The organism is Leptolyngbya sp. PCC 6406 (genome assembly GCF_000332095.2).
Classification (GTDB): Bacteria; Cyanobacteriota; Cyanobacteriia; order Phormidesmidales; family Phormidesmidaceae; genus PCC-6406.
Window position 1 is genome coordinate 2,439,420 of record NZ_KI913949.1, and the last position, 17,520, is coordinate 2,456,939.

General features: G+C 50.3%; 15 protein-coding genes and 1 tRNA gene. 5 read left to right on the top strand and 11 right to left on the bottom strand.

The genetic code is table 11. From position 1 onward, the window contains the following. The first annotated feature begins 24 nt into the window (after nucleotides 1-24). Both LEP6406_RS0210820 and mazG read left to right on the top strand, forming a co-directional pair. Nucleotides 25-98, top strand: a tRNA-Pro gene (locus LEP6406_RS0210820). 77 nt (nucleotides 99-175) lie between these two features. Continuing rightward, nucleotides 176-988: a nucleoside triphosphate pyrophosphohydrolase gene (gene mazG, locus LEP6406_RS0210825; protein WP_008310981.1), complete on the top strand. Its 813-nt coding sequence runs from the start codon at nucleotides 176-178 to the stop codon at nucleotides 986-988. 34 nt (nucleotides 989-1,022) lie between these two features. Here mazG and LEP6406_RS0210830 read toward each other — a convergent pair whose 3' ends face one another. Further along, complete coding sequence (locus LEP6406_RS0210830) at nucleotides 1,023-1,820, bottom strand: DUF4058 family protein (RefSeq protein WP_027269042.1); 798 nt, start codon at nucleotides 1,818-1,820, stop codon at nucleotides 1,023-1,025. 895 nt (nucleotides 1,821-2,715) lie between these two features. Here LEP6406_RS0210830 and LEP6406_RS27550 point away from each other — a divergent pair. Next, nucleotides 2,716-3,120 (top strand): ribonuclease III family protein, encoded by a 405-nt coding sequence (locus LEP6406_RS27550; RefSeq protein WP_051463670.1) that lies wholly within the window; start codon nucleotides 2,716-2,718, stop codon nucleotides 3,118-3,120. 2 nt (nucleotides 3,121-3,122) lie between these two features. Here LEP6406_RS27550 and LEP6406_RS0210840 read toward each other — a convergent pair whose 3' ends face one another. The 4 genes from LEP6406_RS0210840 to LEP6406_RS0210855 form a co-directional block, all read right to left on the bottom strand. Continuing rightward, nucleotides 3,123-3,614 (bottom strand): type I restriction-modification enzyme R subunit C-terminal domain-containing protein, encoded by a 492-nt coding sequence (locus LEP6406_RS0210840; RefSeq protein WP_081748060.1) that lies wholly within the window; start codon nucleotides 3,612-3,614, stop codon nucleotides 3,123-3,125. Nucleotides 3,615-3,740: 126 nt separating this feature from the next. After that, nucleotides 3,741-4,313 carry a hypothetical protein gene (locus LEP6406_RS0210845; RefSeq protein WP_008310990.1) on the bottom strand — a complete coding sequence of 191 codons (573 nt, stop codon included), beginning with the start codon at nucleotides 4,311-4,313 and terminating at the stop codon, nucleotides 3,741-3,743. A 382-nt stretch (nucleotides 4,314-4,695) separates the two neighbouring features. Then, complete coding sequence (locus LEP6406_RS0210850) at nucleotides 4,696-4,902, bottom strand: DUF2949 domain-containing protein (RefSeq protein WP_008311079.1); 207 nt, start codon at nucleotides 4,900-4,902, stop codon at nucleotides 4,696-4,698. Nucleotides 4,903-5,129: 227 nt separating this feature from the next. Next, complete coding sequence (locus LEP6406_RS0210855) at nucleotides 5,130-5,657, bottom strand: DinB family protein (protein WP_008311082.1); 528 nt, start codon at nucleotides 5,655-5,657, stop codon at nucleotides 5,130-5,132. Between the two features lie 449 nt (nucleotides 5,658-6,106). Here LEP6406_RS0210855 and LEP6406_RS0210860 point away from each other — a divergent pair, with 449 nt between their 5' ends. Continuing rightward, entirely contained in the window at nucleotides 6,107-6,508 is a 402-nt protein-coding gene (locus LEP6406_RS0210860; RefSeq protein ID WP_263971163.1) for a pentapeptide repeat-containing protein, read from the top strand. Here LEP6406_RS0210860 and rbsK read toward each other — a convergent pair. Continuing rightward, a complete protein-coding gene (rbsK, locus tag LEP6406_RS0210865; protein ID WP_008311087.1) occupies nucleotides 6,505-7,437 on the bottom strand; it encodes a ribokinase in 933 nt (310 codons plus the stop codon). The genes LEP6406_RS0210860 and rbsK overlap by 4 nt on opposite strands. Further along, nucleotides 7,434-7,727 (bottom strand): hypothetical protein, encoded by a 294-nt coding sequence (locus LEP6406_RS0210870; RefSeq protein WP_317133831.1) that lies wholly within the window; start codon nucleotides 7,725-7,727, stop codon nucleotides 7,434-7,436. The genes rbsK and LEP6406_RS0210870 overlap by 4 nt, the downstream gene beginning before the upstream one ends. Nucleotides 7,728-7,888: 161 nt before the next feature. On the opposite strand from LEP6406_RS0210870, the gene LEP6406_RS0210875 reads away from it, so the two are divergent. Next, nucleotides 7,889-9,301 carry a NupC/NupG family nucleoside CNT transporter gene (locus tag LEP6406_RS0210875; RefSeq protein WP_027269044.1) on the top strand — a complete coding sequence of 471 codons (1,413 nt, stop codon included), beginning with the start codon at nucleotides 7,889-7,891 and terminating at the stop codon, nucleotides 9,299-9,301. A 134-nt stretch (nucleotides 9,302-9,435) separates the two neighbouring features. Here the strand turns inward: LEP6406_RS0210875 and LEP6406_RS0210880 are convergent, their stop codons facing one another. The 4 genes from LEP6406_RS0210880 to LEP6406_RS0210895 are packed head-to-tail and all read right to left on the bottom strand — an operon-like array spanning nucleotide 9,436 to nucleotide 17,478. Continuing rightward, nucleotides 9,436-10,542 (bottom strand): sensor histidine kinase, encoded by a 1,107-nt coding sequence (locus LEP6406_RS0210880; protein ID WP_008311092.1) that lies wholly within the window; start codon nucleotides 10,540-10,542, stop codon nucleotides 9,436-9,438. A 57-nt stretch (nucleotides 10,543-10,599) separates the two neighbouring features. Further along, entirely contained in the window at nucleotides 10,600-12,450 is a 1,851-nt protein-coding gene (locus tag LEP6406_RS0210885) for a histidine kinase dimerization/phospho-acceptor domain-containing protein (protein WP_008311094.1), read from the bottom strand. 1 nt (nucleotide 12,451) lies between these two features. Further along, nucleotides 12,452-15,880 (bottom strand): PAS domain-containing protein, encoded by a 3,429-nt coding sequence (locus LEP6406_RS30245; RefSeq protein ID WP_008311096.1) that lies wholly within the window; start codon nucleotides 15,878-15,880, stop codon nucleotides 12,452-12,454. Then, complete coding sequence (locus LEP6406_RS0210895) at nucleotides 15,877-17,478, bottom strand: ATP-binding response regulator (RefSeq protein WP_008311099.1); 1,602 nt, start codon at nucleotides 17,476-17,478, stop codon at nucleotides 15,877-15,879. The genes LEP6406_RS30245 and LEP6406_RS0210895 overlap by 4 nt, the downstream gene beginning before the upstream one ends. Nucleotides 17,479-17,520 lie beyond the last annotated feature (42 nt).

Consider the following 17,520-nt stretch of genomic DNA (forward strand, 5'->3'; position numbering starts at 1 on the left):
GCTTTCAAAGCATCATTAATAAACCGGGGCGTAGCGCAGCTTGGTAGCGCACCACTTTGGGGTAGTGGGGGTCGCAGGTTCAAATCCTGTCGCTCCGATAAGGCGAAACCTCCCAGCAATGGGGGGTTTCGCTGTTTTCGGAATTAGCCCACTGGAGTCAAGTTAGGTGCTTGTTATGTCTCAGCCCGTTGCCCCCGCCGTGCTGGCGGCCCTAGAGCGGTTAGTCGCTATCGTGGCCCAACTGCGCCATCCCCAAACGGGGTGCCCTTGGGATTTGCAGCAGACGCCGGAGACCCTGATTCCCTATGTGATTGAGGAAGCCTACGAAGTCGTAGATGCAATTCGGTCGGGGGACAAAGGTGCGATCGCGGAGGAACTGGGAGATTTGCTTCTGCAAGTGGTGCTTCAGTCCCAGGTGGCGGCGGATGCTGGGGCGTTTGATCTGGCCACCGTGGCGACGGGCATCAGTGAGAAGCTAATCCGCCGCCATCCCCATGTCTTCGGGGATGTGCAGGTAGAGGGGGTGGAGGAAGTCCACCGCAACTGGGAGGCGATCAAGGCCCAGGAAAAGGGCGAAGTCCCCGATCCCCATCGTCTGACGCCTAAATTGCAGCGGGATAGCCGCACCCTGCCTCCCCTCATGGCCGCGAGCAAGATTTCCCATCGGGCTGCGCAAGCTGGGTTCGAGTGGGATACGGTGGAGGGGGTCTGGGCCAAGTTTGAGGAGGAGCTGGGGGAATTTCGCACTGCGATCGCAGCGGAACCCCGCGAGAACCAGGAGGCAGAATTGGGAGATGTTCTATTCACCCTTGTCAATCTGGCCCGTTGGTATGGATTGGACCCCGCCGCTGCCCTCCAGGGCACCAATCGTCGCTTTATTCAGCGCTTCGAGCAGGTGGAAGCTTCTGCTGGAGGATCCCTGGGAGACTTGTCTGTAGAGGAATTGGAAGTGTTTTGGCAGCGGGCTAAGCAGGCTTTACAACCCTAGTGCTCAGTCAAGCCTCAATTTGTAGCTACGGGAACTAAGCGCTGGGTAATACCTCATGCACCCAAGCTTGATCAGCCACCGTCAGGGCCGGTGGTGGCACGGGGGCTTGATAATCTATCCGTAGGCTGTAGCCACTGCGCTCATAAATCCCGTGGATTAGGGGCTGCAAATCCACCATCACCTGTTCCCCTTCTGCCTGGAGCGGCAGCGAAAACTCAGGGATGGGTTCCCACAGCGTAAATTCGTACAGGTCAGCCCGAGGGCGACACTCTGACCGACTCACCAAAATACGATACCGATCCGCCGAGGCTGACTCTGTCCCTAGCGATCGCCTCGCCATGGGTTCATCGGCCCGCAGCAGGTCGATTTCCACTAAATAGGAGGCGCTGCCCAGAATGGTTTGGCGCTTAGTGCTATAAATTCTGCGCCCTTGGCCCTGGCGCTTATTTGTCGGCGACAGGACCTCAACCAGGGTGATGACTGCGTCACTACCCGCCTCCCGAATCTCCAGATAGCGTTCTTTAACCGCTAGCGGCATGGGCAAAATCACTGACTGGGGCCGTACCGTAGTGGCTACCCCAGCGCTAGACCTCTCGGCTTTGGCGGGGGGCAATGGCACAGGGCTAGACAACACAATCGCATCTGGAATCCCCACCAGAAGCTCTTCACTGGTGCCATCTAGGTAGGTCCGAGTCTCCACCGCCACGTAGTATTGCGGCAGGAGGCTGGGGGCCAGGGCATCGGCGATCGCCACAATCAAGTGGCTATGAAACTCAGACCAGAAGGTGCTCTGTTCTAAATAAGGATCCATACCCGGAAATGGGGATGCCATTAAAGTCGTCCACCCCACTGCTGCAACCCCGCGCCGGAATGGAATTCCGCCGCTCATAGCAACCGTCCTCTAAAGAGGATTCCTGAGCTTTGAGTTCTCTTTAGAGAACGGCAGCGATTAGCCCGGTCATTTGAATGCCGGGCGGTTGGGGATCGTAGCGATCGCTCTGACTGAGCAAGCCTTCTCCTCAGTAATCCGTAACCCTTGTTGGACAAGCTCTTGGTAGGGTGGGCATTGCCCACCATCCCTGGGCCGGAAAATGCACGACGTTTACGCTATGCCATGGCTACCATCAAAGCCAATATGCCTTTTGGGGATGTGAGAATGTTGAGTGTTCGGGGAGGTGCTTGGAGGTGGGGGAGCGAGTTTGAGCGGTGGGCAATGCCCACCCTACGACTGAGGTAGAAGCAGAACTAGCCCGCTACCAAGAGCGGTTCGGCGACCTAACTACTGAGTCACTTAATGCAATTTAACTAAAGCGGATTGACATTTTGATGATTGAAAGGTTACACCAGTAGTTACGTACCTCGAAAAATCCAGCGTTGTTCTAGCTGTTTCAGTGAACATGCTTTAGAACCCTTGGCATATTTATGCCCCAAGCAGCAACTACTCCCTTAGTGGAGCGGATCCCCTGAATGCTAGGGACAAGATGCGCTTTTAGAAAGCACACCTTGCTTGGTTTGACTCCTCGCTGTTCGGTTCTACCGAATGCTCTGTTTTATGGAGATTAGCTAGCTAAAGCCTTAGCGCTTTAGCAGTCGCGAGCTTGAGGCATAAATATTTCAAGCGTTCCCATTTTTGTTTATTAAGCCTTTAGGCAACGTCCTAGTCCACATTTTCGTGTGGGCTGATTTGGACTACTCGTGGCGCGTGTTTTTACACGTATACGGAGGCCATGATGGCTAAATTACCCAAATTCAACAATGATGATCTACGCCGCCAAGCACTGACCCATCGTTCTTTACCCAATCATAATGAGCGCTTAGAGTTCATTGGGGATGGCATCCTTCAAGGTGTGGTGACGGCGCTGCTTAGTCAGCGTTATCCCAACTATCGAGAAGGGCGCTTAACGCGAGAGCGATCCAAGCTTGTGTGCAACGCTGCGCTAGCCAAAGTTGCCAAACACCTTAATCTGGGCCAACAGCTTTACCTAGCTGAATATGCCATTAAGCAAGGATGTCGAAAAAGTTGCAAGGTCCTCAGTGGTGCCCTTGAAGCCTTGATCGGTGCTTATTTCATCGACACGGGCTACAACTATGCGGCGGCAGAGCAGTTTATTCAGCAACTACTCAACCTCTAGCTTTAACCCACATCTGGCCAGATCGCACTGTTGATCTCGGCCAGTAGGGTCTCTAGCTGACCTTCAAACACCTTGTCGATGCGCTTAAAGCCGCCCTGGGCCTTGAACTGTCCTTGATCCAGGGCAGCTTTATCCACCACCGTTTCCTGCTTCATCTGCTGGCCAATGCGCTCTAGCCACTGCCGTTGCGGGGTCGTCCAGGGCTGACTGGACAGAATCGTCTTCATGGCGCGATCAACCCGTTCCCCATAGGGCACCAGCGCATCGCCCAGCGCCGCCTGCCCAATGTAGCCCACAATCGACGCGGCAATATCTTCATTGGTGGCATCGCGCCACGCCGATCGCAGCATGGTTTCCGAATAGCCTGCCCCATCCAGCGCCGCCCGCAACGCCTTGATCTGGGCGCGGGTCAGATCGCGGGGACGCTGGGTCACCACCAGCAGGGCCGGTACCAGGTTCAGGTTGGTCTCAATGAACTGCTTAAAGCTGGCCAGTCAGAAGTCCGAATCCAGTACTCTCCTAGATTCTGGCTCCTAACTCCTCCCCACGAGAGTTGTCCCGCTGTGAGTTGATACCCCACATGGACTACCGATGAGCCCGCAATATTTGCAAGGGAGTAGCTACAGGATGCTGCAAACCTTGGTCGCTTCAGCAGATGTAATCATCGCTTGCCAGTGATTGTCCCAAGACACCCTGTCCGCAGGAGACATACCGCTTGCCTGGGCAAACTCATCCACGTCCCGTAAGAATTCCGCTTGACTTCGACCTTGAATCTGGGCCTCGCAATAAATCAGAAAGTTGAGCAATAAATCCCAGCCTAGGATTTCCTCAGGGCGGAGTCCCACTAGCCCCAGGTACATGTTGGCAAAATCTTCAAACAGGGCCATAGCCACTGGGTCTTCAAAGAAATCGGAGTTGCCATCCGCTGCGGTAGACCCCTGTGAATCGAAGTTGTAATCATCAATGAAATAGCCGCTAGCCCCATAGTCGAATAACCCTGGTCCCAAGGCTGCTCCGCCGCATAGGCCCTCTAGGGTATAGGTACTATTGCCAGGAGTTTCAATCCAGCACAAATAATCATTGGTCATATCTGCGGCGGCAGGGAGGGGAGCTAATCCTGCTACCACTGCGATGGGTAAGGCAATGGCCCAACCCCATCCAAGGCGCTCATAGGCAAGGGGAGAACATGTCATGGAGTCAGGACGGTATAAAACTGTTCAAACGAATAGGTTGTTCGTCCCTCAGCATACTCTAGGCCACTCTAATTGGCCCCTCACGCAGTGGTGAGGGTGTTGTAGGGGAGGCTTTTAGCTTGTTACCTTTATCGTTACACCAGCCCAACATTTTCCGGTCCCCTCTCCCCGTGGGAGAGGGCTAGGGTGAGGGGCCGAGTGTGCCACGATGGAACGGCCAGGATATTTCCGCCGCAGAGTACTAGTACCGTAGGGCGTAAATCAGTCCACTATCGTTACACCAGCCCAACATTTTCCGGTCCCCTCTCCCCGTGGGAGAGGGCTAGGGTGAGGGGCCGAGTGTGCCACGATGGAACGGCCAGGGTATTTCCGCCGCCCAGTACTAGGCACTGGGCAGCGGACGTTGTTCTAGCCAGTCGAAGATTTGCTCTAGCTCTGCCAAGGTGACCAAGCCGTACTGCCACAACACCATCGGCAGCAGGGTGGGGGTATCGGTCGTGCGTTCTAGGCCGAGGGCGATAGCGCTTTGAGGAACGGCGAGATCTTGATGAAGGAAATGGAGTAATTCGGGGAGTTCGGCGGTAGTCATCGACAGGAAAATAGCAGTAGTGCCGATAGTTTAGTACAAGAGATCCCAATTGCCAGGGGGGGATACCCCACTCTCGATCAGCACCAACCCCACGGCAACCCGCGTCCATCTGGTGATCTGACCAGAAATGCCGCTCAACAGCGCATAAAGGACGCACAAGCTGAGCATCCAGAAAATCAGCGTATGGACACATTTGATCTAGAAATATCGCTGCTCATGCAGGATTGCTATACATACATGAAGTAGTCGGTTACACCAGGAGCACACCCGAGTTGATGCATCAAGGTTGTGACTTGACCGCGATGGTGGGTCTGATGATTGAACATGTGCGCCACTGCAATCCAGACGGGATGACTGCGGAGATGGCCCTGGGAATTTTGATAGCTCATCGTTGCCGCAAGCAGATCGTCCGAGAGTTGCTCAGCCCAGTTTGAAATGACCTGGTCGGTGGCACGCCGCTCGGCATACAGCTCATCAAACTCAGTACAGAGCTCTTGGCGCAATGACGAGAACTCCTGTACCAGGGCTGCCCCAGTCAACGACGATAGGCTAGGGATTGCCACCGCAAAACGGCCAAGCCAGATTCGGTCCGCAAGCAGGATGTGGTTCAGAGTCCCATGAATCGAACCAAAGAAAGCGCCCATATCCTTTTTGCGCTCGGCATCGGCCAACCCTGAGAGTTTGTCAAAGAGCCTTCGATTGAGCTCGATGTTGTACTTAGCGAATCCTCGAACCTGATCTTGATGTGCGCCCATGAGACCTCCTACGCAAGGAACCTATCGAAAGGTATAGGTTGATGGCATTAATAGACCCATGATCTATATCTTTTGTTCAAGATTTTGGCTCTGCTGTGATCAAGACAAGAGCCCTGTGCCAGCATAGCTATAGGGTTAGTTATTCAAACCTATTCCATCTCGAAAGCCATCCTGTGGCTCAATTAAGCCGGTCGTCTTAGGGATTTTTTCTCTGTATTGTGGCTGGCAATACTGGACAAGTCCTGAACTGTAACAGGCTAAACATGGGGACGTTTCAATGTTTCCCTTTGTCTTTTTAATTGCGGGAATGAACTCCGAAGCTGAGCCCCAGAGGGGATCGCTCTTGGAGACCAGTTAGACGATGGCTACCCCGGTCTTACATCAGATTTCAATAGATAAAGGGGGACCTTATGCAAATAATCAAACGTATCCCATGGGTGGCATTGTCTGTGGCGATTCCACTGGCGATCGCGGTTCCGGGTCAAGCCGAAAATCCGTTGCATGTAGAGCAGTTGCTCACCACTGGAAGTTGTCCCCTGTGTGATTTGAGCGGGGCGGACCTGACCCAGGCCCACCTGATTGGGGCAGACCTACGATTTGCCGATCTCCAAGGAGCCAACCTGACGGAAGCCAATCTAGAAGGAGCCGACTTGGAGGGAGCCAATTTGGCAGAGGCCAATCTGACCAGCGCCTTTTTGACCCATGCCAATTTCACTGACGCTAATCTAGACGGGGCTAACCTGACCCAAGCCAGCCTCTACTTTGTGGAGGTAGCGGGGGCGTCGATGGAGAATATTGATTTAACCTCTGCGGAAGTGGTGGGCACCCCCATCAGTATCGGCGGCAACTAGGGTTCCGTAGATCTCTGCGCGGCGAGGAATGCCTCTAGTTGCGATCGCAATGGCAACGAGGTCTGGGCTCCGGGTTGGGTGACCGCCAGCGCCGCTGCACCTGAGGCCCAGCGCACCGCCGCTGACAACGGCTGTCCCTCAGCCAGGGCCACCGCCAGCGCCCCATTAAAGGCATCTCCAGCGGCGACGGTATCCACCGCCCTTACCGTAAAGGCAGGACAATGAAACATTTCAGCGCCCTGGGCACAGACTGTGCCTAGGGCGCTGAGGGTAATGAGCACCGTCTCTACACCCCGCCCCCGCAGGGTCGCGGCTGCCGTTTGAGCCTGGGCCACCGTCTCTACCGGATGCCCCACCAGTTGGGCCGCTTCCACCTGATTGGGCGTGAGGATGTTCACCAGGGAATACAGCTCGGGGGGAAAGGCGTCTGGGGCCGGGGCCGGGTCGAGGATGACCGCCACTTCGGCGGCACGGGCGGCGCGGGCCGCTGCCAGTACTGCCGCCAGAGGAATCTCTAGCTGCATCAGCAAAAACTGGGCCTGGGGCAATAGGGGCTGCAAGCGGGCGACATCGTGATGGTCCACCCGGCCATTGGCCCCTGGCACAATCACAATATGATTTTCGCCGGTATCGGCTACTGCGATCGCAGCGATGCCCGTAGCGGTTGAAGCATCGATATAGAGGCCATTTTCCTGCACCCCCGCCGCCGCCAAGCCTGCGCCCAGGGCGCGACCAAAGCTATCATCTCCGACCCGACCCACTAAATAGGTGGTGGCCCCCAACCGCGCCGCCGCAACGGCCTGGTTGGCTCCTTTACCCCCCGCTACGGTGGTGAATTCACTGCCCACCAAGGTCTCCCCTGGTTGGGGCAGGTGGTGCGATCGCACCACCAGATCCATATTTAGGCTGCCCAAAACAAGCAGAGTCATACATCCTCATCCTCATCCGCCTCGCCATGCTCATCACTGAGACCGGGGGTGGGCGGGCGATCGCTGTTCCAGGCCCACCACGGGGTCTGGCATTCGCCGCAGTGGTAAAACTCTTGCCACTTGCGGCGGTGATTGGGGGTATAGACCGGGGTACGACGGTTGATCCACACTGCTTGGGCCTGGGCAGTGCTGGCTCCACAACGGGGACAGCAAAACTGGAGCGCGTGGGTAGCCGATTCTGCCCAGGCGGGAGGGACCGGAGAAAAGGCATCCATGGTGAAACCTAGCAAGGCTTTCCCCATTATGGGTTGGGCCGGGAAATGCCACTATCCTGCGTATCAAAGTTTGAAGGATAATACTGACTTTCCTGCCACATTCGGCGTCAGGGCGTTCTATTGGCCATATCTGCTTGTAAAATCGTGGCGACCCCTAGGGAAATGGATGGCGCTGAATGCTCAACTTACTCTCACTGGTGGGCTTGGGAGGATTGTGTATGGTGGCCTGGTTAGGGTCGGAAGACCGTCGTCAGGTGCCGTGGAAAATTATTTTGTGGGGCATCGGCCTCCAACTCGTTCTGGGGCTATTCATTTTTCGGTTTCCCATCACTCGCGAGGTGGTGGTTTGGTTGAGTACGCTGCTCAACGGCCTAATTGACGCTTCGGAGGCGGGGGCGAAGTTTTTGTTTGGCCCCATTCTGGTGCCAGATCTGGGCCAGCAGGTGGGGCCACAGGGGGCGGGCCGCTGGATTGCCCGCGCCTTGACCCCGCCCTTTGTCCCCGTAGCGGGAGATCGGCTGGGGGAGAGCAACCTGAATTTGGGCTTTATCTTTGCCCTGCGATCGCTGCCCCAGGTGATCTTTTTCGCGGCTATTTTTGCTCTGCTCTACAACCTGAATCTGGTACAGCCCGTGGTGCGGGTATTTGCCAAGTTCTTTCGCTCCATCATGAACATCAGCGGGGCTGAGTCCTTGGCGGGGGCAGCCAATATCTTTGTGGGCATTGAGTCAGCGGTGGCGATTAAGCCCTTTTTGCTGAAGATGACCCGTAGTGAGCTTTGTGCGGTTTTGGCCTCCTGCTTTGGCTCTATTGCCTCCACGGTCTTGGGCCTCTACGCCGGCTTTTTGCGAGGGACTTTTCCCGCGATCTCAGGTCACTTGATGTCAGCTTCGGTGCTGACCATTCCCGCCGCCTTTATCATGGCCAAGATTTTGGTGCCAGAGAAGGGGGTGCCAGAGACCCTTGGGGAAGTGCCAGACCTAGCCATGGCGGATGAAGAGCAGAAGGGGCCGATGGATGCCCTCATCCTCGGGGCACTGGACGGGGTGAAGCTGTCGGTGGGCATCTTCGCCTCCTTGGTGGCCATTCTAGGTATGGTGGCCCTGCTCGATCAGCTTTTCATCTTCCTGGCCAATTTGCAGGGCAGTGACTTTATCGTCTTCCGAGGTATTGGCACTGTCTTTAGCGTCATTACCCTAGACAACCTCACTGGGATTCTATTTCTGCCCCTCACCTTCTTGACGGGAGTTTCTCTAGATTGGACCGAACTCTGGACCTCCTCGGTGCTGATCGGCCAGCGGCTATTGAAGACGGCGATTCCCCCCTACGTGGCTCTGGCCAATTTGTCAGCAGAAGGGGCAATCAGCGATCGCGCTTTGGTGATCGTCAGCTATGTGCTCTGCGGCTTTGCCCACATTCCTTCGGTGGGCATCTTTGTGGGGGGTCTGGCGGGGCTGGTACCAGAGCGCCGTCGAGACATTAGCTCTGTGGGTTGGAAAGCCCTGTGGGCTGGTACCCTGGCCACCCTGATGACAGGGTGTATCGCTGGAGTCTACTTCTACGAAGGCACCGCTGTTCTAGGCCGCTGAGGGGGAGGGCAGTTCAACTCCCTAATAGATGAGGTACAGCTCAACTTGATGGCAATTCGGGGAACAAGGGGCTTAAGCCCCTTGCCTGTACTTAACCCGAGTGAGAACCGCTATAGATTCAAAAGTTTTGCAAGTCAACTCGCCACGTCACGGAGCGTAAAATAAAAATCTGTTCCCACGCCTAGTTGAGAGTCTGCCCAAATTTGACCTCCATGGTTTTCGACAATCTTTTTGCAGGTTGCCAAACCAATTCCTGTGCCAGGGTAGCTGCGAGCTGACTCCGTTCTTAGGAAAATCTCAAACACCTGCTTTAGATTCTGGGAATCAATGCCGATACCATTATCATGAACGCCAAACAACCAATATTTACCCTCCTTAACAACGGTAATATTGACCTGTGGCGTCACCTCAGGCTTTACAAACTTGATCGCATTACTAATCAAATTTTGCACGAGCTGAATCAGTTGGGTTTCGTACCCCATCAGGGTAGGTAAGGAATCATGGGTTAGGGTAACATTCTGATCTGCGATCGCAATCTCCAAATTCTCCATCACTTGCTTCAGAACAAGATTAAAGTCCACCACCTGAAGCTCCCGATCCGCCTTGCCAACCTTCGAGTAACTCAGCAGATCCTGAATCAGCATCTGCATGCGACCACCCGCATCATGGATGCGATTCAGGTAATCCACCGCCACATCATCCAGATGCTCCTGATACTTCAGATGAATAATCTTGGCAAACCCTGTAATACTCTGCAATGGCTGCTGTAAGTCATGGGAAACCACATGGGCAAACTGCTCCAACTCTTGGTTAGAACGTGCCAGTTCCTGATTGTGCTGGACAAGTTGCTGCTGTAATCGCTGAATGCAAAGCTGATGCTCTATCCGTGCCAAGACCTCCATTTCCTGAAACGGCTTAGTGACATAATCTACCCCCCCCGCCGAAAAAGCCTGCACCTTATCCAAAGCATCATCCAAAGCACTGATAAAAATTACAGGAACATCCCGAGTTCTAGCGTCAGATTTTAGGATTTGGCAGACCCTATAGCCATCCATCTCAGGCATTTTAATATCGAGCAAAATTAAATTAGGTAAATCTGCCTGTACAGAAGCCAAGGCCCGCTTGCCATTCAATGCCTTTCGCACCTCAAATCCGTGGTTGCTCAACATTGCAGACAAAACCCGCAAATTGTCTGGTGTGTCATCCACCAGCAAAATGTCACCTTTTACCCCATTAGTCATCGAGTTATTCATCATGTTTTGCAGCTAAGAATTGCCATGATTACAAACCTCCACCGCTTATTCTTCCACCTGCTGAATGAGAACAATTACTTGATCAAACTTAAAATCCTTCGCCCAGGCAATCAAACTGATGGCCAAAGGGGCAAACTTTGTCGAGATCTGACTCGCCAAATCAATAATTTCTTGATCATAACCCCTGATCGCCGCCTGTTTCAGTGCCGTTCTCCAGGCTAGTGGCATCTGAGCCAAAGCAACCGTCAGAGACTGATCCAAAGTCTCCTCCCCTGAAGGCAATTCATCACTCAACAATAACCAATCCAGATCCCATTGCAGATTCTCCGTAGAGCCCTCAGGCACCCCAGCCTTAGCAATCTCCAGTAGATTGTTAATCAACCCTAAGAGCCGGTTTCCATTGCGGTGCAGCACCATCAACTGCTCTTGATGCTCTGGTGACAACGCCAGACTCGTCTCAAATCCCTGGGCGACCCCAAGAATAGCATTCAGCGGCGTTCTTAATTCATGGCTCATAGCCGCCAGAAACTCACCCTTAGCCTGATTAGCAGATTCCGCTAGCGTTTTCGCCTCATAAAGATCAGCGGTTCGTTCAGCAACCCGATCCTCTAATTCCAGAAAGACCCTATTAAGTTGAATCGCCATCTGGTTAAAAGATTCTGATAAATCCTCAAACTCCCGAATACCCTGAATATCAATGCTTGAATCTAGTTCACCTTGAGCAATCTCCTGACTGATCTGAACTAAACATTGAATTTGGTGAGAAATCCAGCGTGATGTAATCAGCCCTAAAAAAATAGCCGATGTTAACGACAGTAAACACAGCAGAATCGTCATGCGAGTGTTTGCATTAATTTGTTCCATAAAGTCAGACTCTGGAACCACCACGACAACTAACCAGTCTAAGCCATAGTTATCTTGCCAAGGCGTAATCTGTACGAATTGCTGTTGTCCAGCTACAGAAAAGCTCAGTTGCTGAGTCGTTTGAATTTGGGTTAAATCCGTAAATTTACGGGTAATATAATCAGCAGTCTCCTGAATCAAGGGATTTCGACTTTTGCTAGGATACATGCGTTCAATATTATTGTCTGCATCTAGCTCAAAAGGTAATTCAACATCCGAACTAGCCACGAGCAATCCATTGCGTTCAAGAATAAAAATTTCTCCCGTAGGACTCAAGTCTAGAGCTTGAAGAAAATCTCTGAGATTTGATAAAATTAAGTCAACACCAATTACTCCCCATAGTTGTCCTTGTTCATTATAAATAGGATAGCTAGCAGAAATTGAAAGTACCTCTGGCTTATCAGACCACTGGTAGATATTACTCCAGATGGGTTGTTGGGCCTCAACGGCATCGGCATACCACTCCTCTTTAATCACCGACACATCATTCATAATGATTTCCCTCAGCCCAGCCCGATCGCCCGCATCATTAGGTTCATAAATTGACATTTGATCGAGATCAGGCTGACGAGTTTCATTAATAACCAGTTCATTCTCTTCTAAACGCTCAACCCCAATAAACTCACCTTGGGGATTAGCAAAATTAATATAATCCACACCAAAAATCTGCATTTCCCGATGGAAAGTACGTCCTAAACTATCAAAATCTTGCAAATCCAGAATCCCAATTTGAATGGCATCCATATTAAGTTGATTGATTTGATGGGGGATCAGCAGTTGATCTTCTAAGTGATGAGTCACTTGATCACTGGTTTTACTACGAAGCTGGGTTGCTAAATCATGGACAGCTTTATGGCCATTACGCAGGGAAATCCAGCCTGTTATACCTACAGCAGCTAGAACTTGCAAGACAAACGGAACCACTAAAATCAGGCGTAGAGGTATCCCACGAAAGACTTGATAAATGAGTGGCCGGGATACAGGTAAACGCATATCACCGAGAACCGCTATATAGAAAGGTTTCGGTCAGATGAATAATATCATCAAACCGAAAATGGTCAGTCCAAGCCGTTAAAGCTTGAGCTAGGGGAGTACAATCTGGGGGGATTTTCTCAATCAGTAGGGCGATCTGGCGATCCGATCCCCTCACCGCTAGATGATGAAGTTGTCGAACCCAGTCCCTGGGCATTTGAGCAAGGTGAATCCTAAAATCCAGGGAATCTGATGGAATCAGGGAACCCTGAGCGGAGACTTGTCCCGGATAGGAAGCCTCTGTGTAGAGGTAAACCACGCCGAGATGTTGTGCCAATTTCAGCAGCAGTACATTTTCCTGAATCGGCTTACGTAAAAAGTCATCACAGCCAATCGCCGTCGCATTGAGTTTGGTCTCCTCAAAAACACTGGCCGACAAAGCGATAATTTTTGTCATAACCCCAGAGTCTTCGTTAGAAGATAATGCCGCCGCAGTTGGCAGTTCGGAGTGAGGCGGGCTAGATTGCTCCAGAGCTCGAATTACTTGAGTTGCTTCAATACCATCCATAACTGGCATGCGGATATCCATCAGGATGAGGTGAGGATGCCACTGCCGCCATATATGGATGCCCTCTTTCCCGTTTCTCGCTTCACGCACTTCAAATCCTAGAGGGACTAATAAGCTGACTAACACTTGACTGTTTTCCCACTGGTCTTCAACAATCAGAAGACGATAGGTGGGCTGATTGGGGGCTAGAGAGATCACTACTTGCGGCCCGTTGCCTAGGGCTAAATCCGTGGTGGAGGCTACCGTTGCCTGGATATCAAATGAGAAGTGGCTGCCCCGATCAACCGCGCTATTAACCTGAATCTCTCCCCCCATGAGATGAACAAACTTACGGCTGATTGCCAACCCTAAGCCAGTCCCTTCATTAGCCCTCTGTCCAGCCCGAGCTTGGGCAAAGGACTGAAATAGAGAGTTGAGTTCCTCTGGAGCAATACCAGAACCAGTATCTTTAACCTCAAAGGTAATCGGGAGCACAAGCAATCCCCCATCCTCTCCTCGTTGCTGATCAGCCTCGGGAGAAATACTAACCCGCAACGAGACCTGCCCCACATCCGTAAATTTAATGGCATTGTCGAGAAGATTAAGCAGCACTTGACGTAATTTCCCGGCATCGGTGATGATATATTGAGGAACTGTCGGAGCACAGTCAAAGATCAACTGAAGCTGCTTAGCTTGCGCTTTAATATAGAGCATGGTCTCTAGCTCATCCAGAAGATTGTAGAGATCAAAGCTAGAGGAATTAAGGCAGACTTTGCCTGCCTCAATCTTAGACATTTCCAAGACATCATTAATTAATTCCAGTAAATTCTGACCGCTGCGGTTAATAATCGCTAGATGATTTTGACTTTCTAGGCTTAGACTCTGATCATGACCCATGACCTGAGTAAACCCAAGGATTGCATTGAGAGGTGTTCGTAACTCATGGCTCATGTGAGCCAGAAATTCACTCTTGGCTCGGTTAGCAGCCTCCGCAGCATCCTTCGCCTTTGCCAAAGCGAGAGACTGTTCCTGGGTTTGAGCTAAAAGCTGAGCGAGTATAATCTGAGCCTGCTGGCGCTCTTGGTATAAAGACAGGGCAGAAACCGCTGCCCAAAGTAGACTAATTTCTAACTCATCCCAGTCCTTAAGAGTTTCGCAATTGTCAAAACTAATACATCCAAAAAATTCTCCTCTGACCATTATTGGAAAAATCAAAATGGCTAAAATCCCCTGGGATTCTAATATCAATCGTTCTGACTCTGGCAGATCACTGGCCATCTCATAAACGCTTTTCCCCTGGGCTAGGGGCATCGTCCAGCGTGGAACTAAGTCTTGACAAGAGAAATCATACTGGGCGAAATTGCCAGTCCTAGGTGAAATTCCTGGGGCACACCACTCTACGCGCTGACTCCCTAGCAGAGTGCCCGCATCATCTCGATAATTTTCAAACAAATAAACTCTAGAAGCCCCAGAAGCTAGCCCCAATTGTTTCAGAATTTCATCATACTGAACTTGTGTACTTTGGGAAGATAGTAACAATTGCTGGATTTTAACTAGCATTGCTAGATATCGCTCTCGTTTTGCCAAAGAAGATTCTGACTTCCTAACATGGGTTATATCTGTACTGATTCCGAGAACCAATCTTGATTTACCTTCTACATCTTGAATAGGCTTTTTGATTGTTTGAAAATAACGTATCTCACCAGAAGTGGAGGTAACTATCTCCTCAAACAGACTGGAAATACCAGTGCTGATTACCTTGCGATCGTCTCGTAAGAAACGTTCGACTTCAGCCAGATTTGGATTAAAGTCCGCATCGGTTTTGCCAATTAAATTTTCTACAGTGGTGCCATAGATATCGGCAACTGCTTGATTAGCTAGAACAAATTGCCCTTGCCAGTCTTTTGCAAAGATTAAATTAGGAGGACTGTCAATGATGTTCCGTAAAAACTCCTGCTGCCTTTTCAAGGCTGCTTCAGTATATTTGCGACTGGTGACATCCCTTTGGATTCCAAAATGGCCTGTAATTCTACCTTGATCATCATAAAGACAGATGTAATCACCTTCTATCCAGATGGGAGTACCATCTAGCTTTCGCTCCTGGGTTTCAATGTGCAAATGGCCCTGATCGAAAAAACGCTTCCATATTTGCCGACCATTGGCTAAATCATGGGCGAATAGATCATTAGGTGTTAGGCCGATAAAACCTTCCAAACTAGCCCCATACTGTTGGAGCATTGAATCGTTAACTTTCGTTATATGCTGATGCTCAAATACATAGTCTAATAGGGCATCCTGATCGATAGCACCCTCCCAAGCAATGGGCTGATCTATCATCATAAAGAAAAAACCATCTAGGGACTGAGAAAAGAATAGTTCTAGTTGCTGCTCTGCTTTTTGGAGATCTTTCATGACCGCTTTATAGTGGCCAATTTCCTGTTTTATAATCAGATTTTCTTGCTCTATCTGTTGATATGTAGAATTATTCTCAACGGGCTCATGAAACTGATTGAGCTTCCAACTTAGTTTGGCTAAGCACTGGGATGCGGTCAGAACAGCAATCGGTTGCTCGTAATTATTTAGAATAAGTAGAGTTGTGATGTGGTAACGATTAAATAGAGGGATTAAGGCTTCTATATTAGTGAAGTCACTTTCGTGTAATACTAATTCAGGGTAGGTGAGAACTGTTGATAGATCCAGGGTTCTGAGATCCTGTTCAGAGGTTAGTAATCCCACTACGGTGTGACTATTTAGGCACCCTATGAATTGACCATTCTGGGGTTCAACAATGAGAATATAATCTTGCTTGACTTGGTATAAATAAGCAATTGCGTCTGTTAATTTTGCATCTACTGGGAGCGTATAAAATTGACTTTGAATGCCATCAAAAAGTGAATTTTTCATAGTCTTGGATCACTTTTTTGCCTTAATGCCTGCTGTGTTATGGCGACAATATTATCGAACTGAAAGTTTCGATTCCATTCCACCAACACCCTGACTAAGGACCGATGACGAGCTGGGACAGTCTGAAGCAAAGTAACAATCTGATGATCAAATCCTTTAGTGGCTGCTTGATGAAGCTGGAAAATCCAATCTGCAGGTAGTTCTGACAGCTCTGTTTGGATAGCAGACAGAATTGGTTTTTCAATGAGAGTGGCAGAAAAATCAGAGCCGGGTAATGGCATCTGGAGTGAAAGGACGGGTTGTGTCTTGCTTAGATCTATTTCTGGGCTCAGATCTGACATGTTTTTCGGGAAAGTTACCAGAACATGGAACCGTACAATCGTGCCCTGATTGAGTACACTATCGATGGTGATATCGCCTCCCATTCTCTGTACAAACTGACGACTAATGAAAAGTCCTAACCCTAACCCTCGTTCCGATTTTTGCCCTGACTCAGTTTGGGAAAATGCCTGAAATAGCTGCCTCATTTCATGGGCAGCAATACCAATGCCTGTATCCTCAAGTTCAAAATACAGGGCTATAGGATCAGATAAGTCTGGACTATTACGACTATTACCCTGACTAGAGTTTGAATGTAGATTGTCCTGAGATCCTAGACTTACTCGCAGATTAATGTGCCCCGCCGAGGTAAACTCCACTGCGTTTTCCAACAGATTCATCAAAATCTGTCGAAGTTTGCTGTCATCGATATGAATATATTGAGGTGAGCTAGGGGCACAGATCAGATTAAGTTTTAGTCCTTTTTCTTGGACTTGTGGATACCATTGATAGATGATTTCAGATAGAAAATTATGAAGATTAATGTCTCTCTCATTCAGGGAAATTTGACTAGAACTAATATGAGTCACCCTGAGAATATGGTTAATTAATTTCAGTAAGCGTCTAGCTGCTGTACTAATGCTGCTGGCATAATCTTGGTGCTCTCCAGATAGGGCGTGATCGCCCTCCATGAGACCAGCAAACCCAAGGATTGCATTTAGGGGGGTGCGTAGCTCATGACTCATCTGGGCTAGAAATTCACTTTTGGCATAGTTCGCAGCTTCTGCGATAGCCTTAGCATCTTCTAGGAATACTTGAGTTTGTTTGTGCTCTTTGATCTCCTGCTGAAGAGATTTGTTTTTCTCTATGAGTTGATTTTGAAGTTTGCGAATAGTAATTTGATTGTTAATTCGTGCGAGAACCTCCTCAATTTGAAAAGGCTTAGTAATATAGTCTACCCCCCCCATTTCAAAGGCTTTGACCTTGCCAGCAGCATCATCTGCGGCGCTGATAAAAATAACGGGAATTTCTTTTGTTACGACATTGGCTTTTAACTGCCGACAAACCTCGTAGCCATCCATTTCAGGCATCCGAACATCGAGCAGAATTAGGTCGGGCAATAAATGGTTAAGGCTCACGAGGGCCATTTCACCATTGGTGACACAACGAACCTTATATCCACACCCAGTCAGATTCATCGATAATATCCGCAGATTGTCTGGGGAATCATCAACAATCAGAATATTTCCTGTAGCAAGATTGCTGGGGTTAGTCGCCATTGTAAATAGACTTGAATGTGACTTTCAAAACATCCTCTTAAG

Coding starts and splice junctions, on each gene's coding strand:
- mazG (WP_008310981.1), top strand. CDS start 176: ATGTCTCAGCCCGTTGCCCCCGCCGTGCTGGCGGCCCTAGAGCGGTTA.
- LEP6406_RS0210830 (WP_027269042.1), bottom strand. CDS start 1,820: ATGGCATCCCCATTTCCGGGTATGGATCCTTATTTAGAACAGAGCACC.
- LEP6406_RS27550 (WP_051463670.1), top strand. CDS start 2,716: ATGATGGCTAAATTACCCAAATTCAACAATGATGATCTACGCCGCCAA.
- LEP6406_RS0210845 (WP_008310990.1), bottom strand. CDS start 4,313: ATGACATGTTCTCCCCTTGCCTATGAGCGCCTTGGATGGGGTTGGGCC.
- LEP6406_RS0210850 (WP_008311079.1), bottom strand. CDS start 4,902: ATGACTACCGCCGAACTCCCCGAATTACTCCATTTCCTTCATCAAGAT.
- LEP6406_RS0210855 (WP_008311082.1), bottom strand. CDS start 5,657: ATGGGCGCACATCAAGATCAGGTTCGAGGATTCGCTAAGTACAACATC.
- rbsK (WP_008311087.1), bottom strand. CDS start 7,437: ATGACTCTGCTTGTTTTGGGCAGCCTAAATATGGATCTGGTGGTGCGA.
- LEP6406_RS0210875 (WP_027269044.1), top strand. CDS start 7,889: ATGCTCAACTTACTCTCACTGGTGGGCTTGGGAGGATTGTGTATGGTG.
- LEP6406_RS0210880 (WP_008311092.1), bottom strand. CDS start 10,542: ATGACTAATGGGGTAAAAGGTGACATTTTGCTGGTGGATGACACACCA.
- LEP6406_RS0210885 (WP_008311094.1), bottom strand. CDS start 12,450: ATGCGTTTACCTGTATCCCGGCCACTCATTTATCAAGTCTTTCGTGGG.
- LEP6406_RS30245 (WP_008311096.1), bottom strand. CDS start 15,880: ATGAAAAATTCACTTTTTGATGGCATTCAAAGTCAATTTTATACGCTC.
- LEP6406_RS0210895 (WP_008311099.1), bottom strand. CDS start 17,478: ATGGCGACTAACCCCAGCAATCTTGCTACAGGAAATATTCTGATTGTT.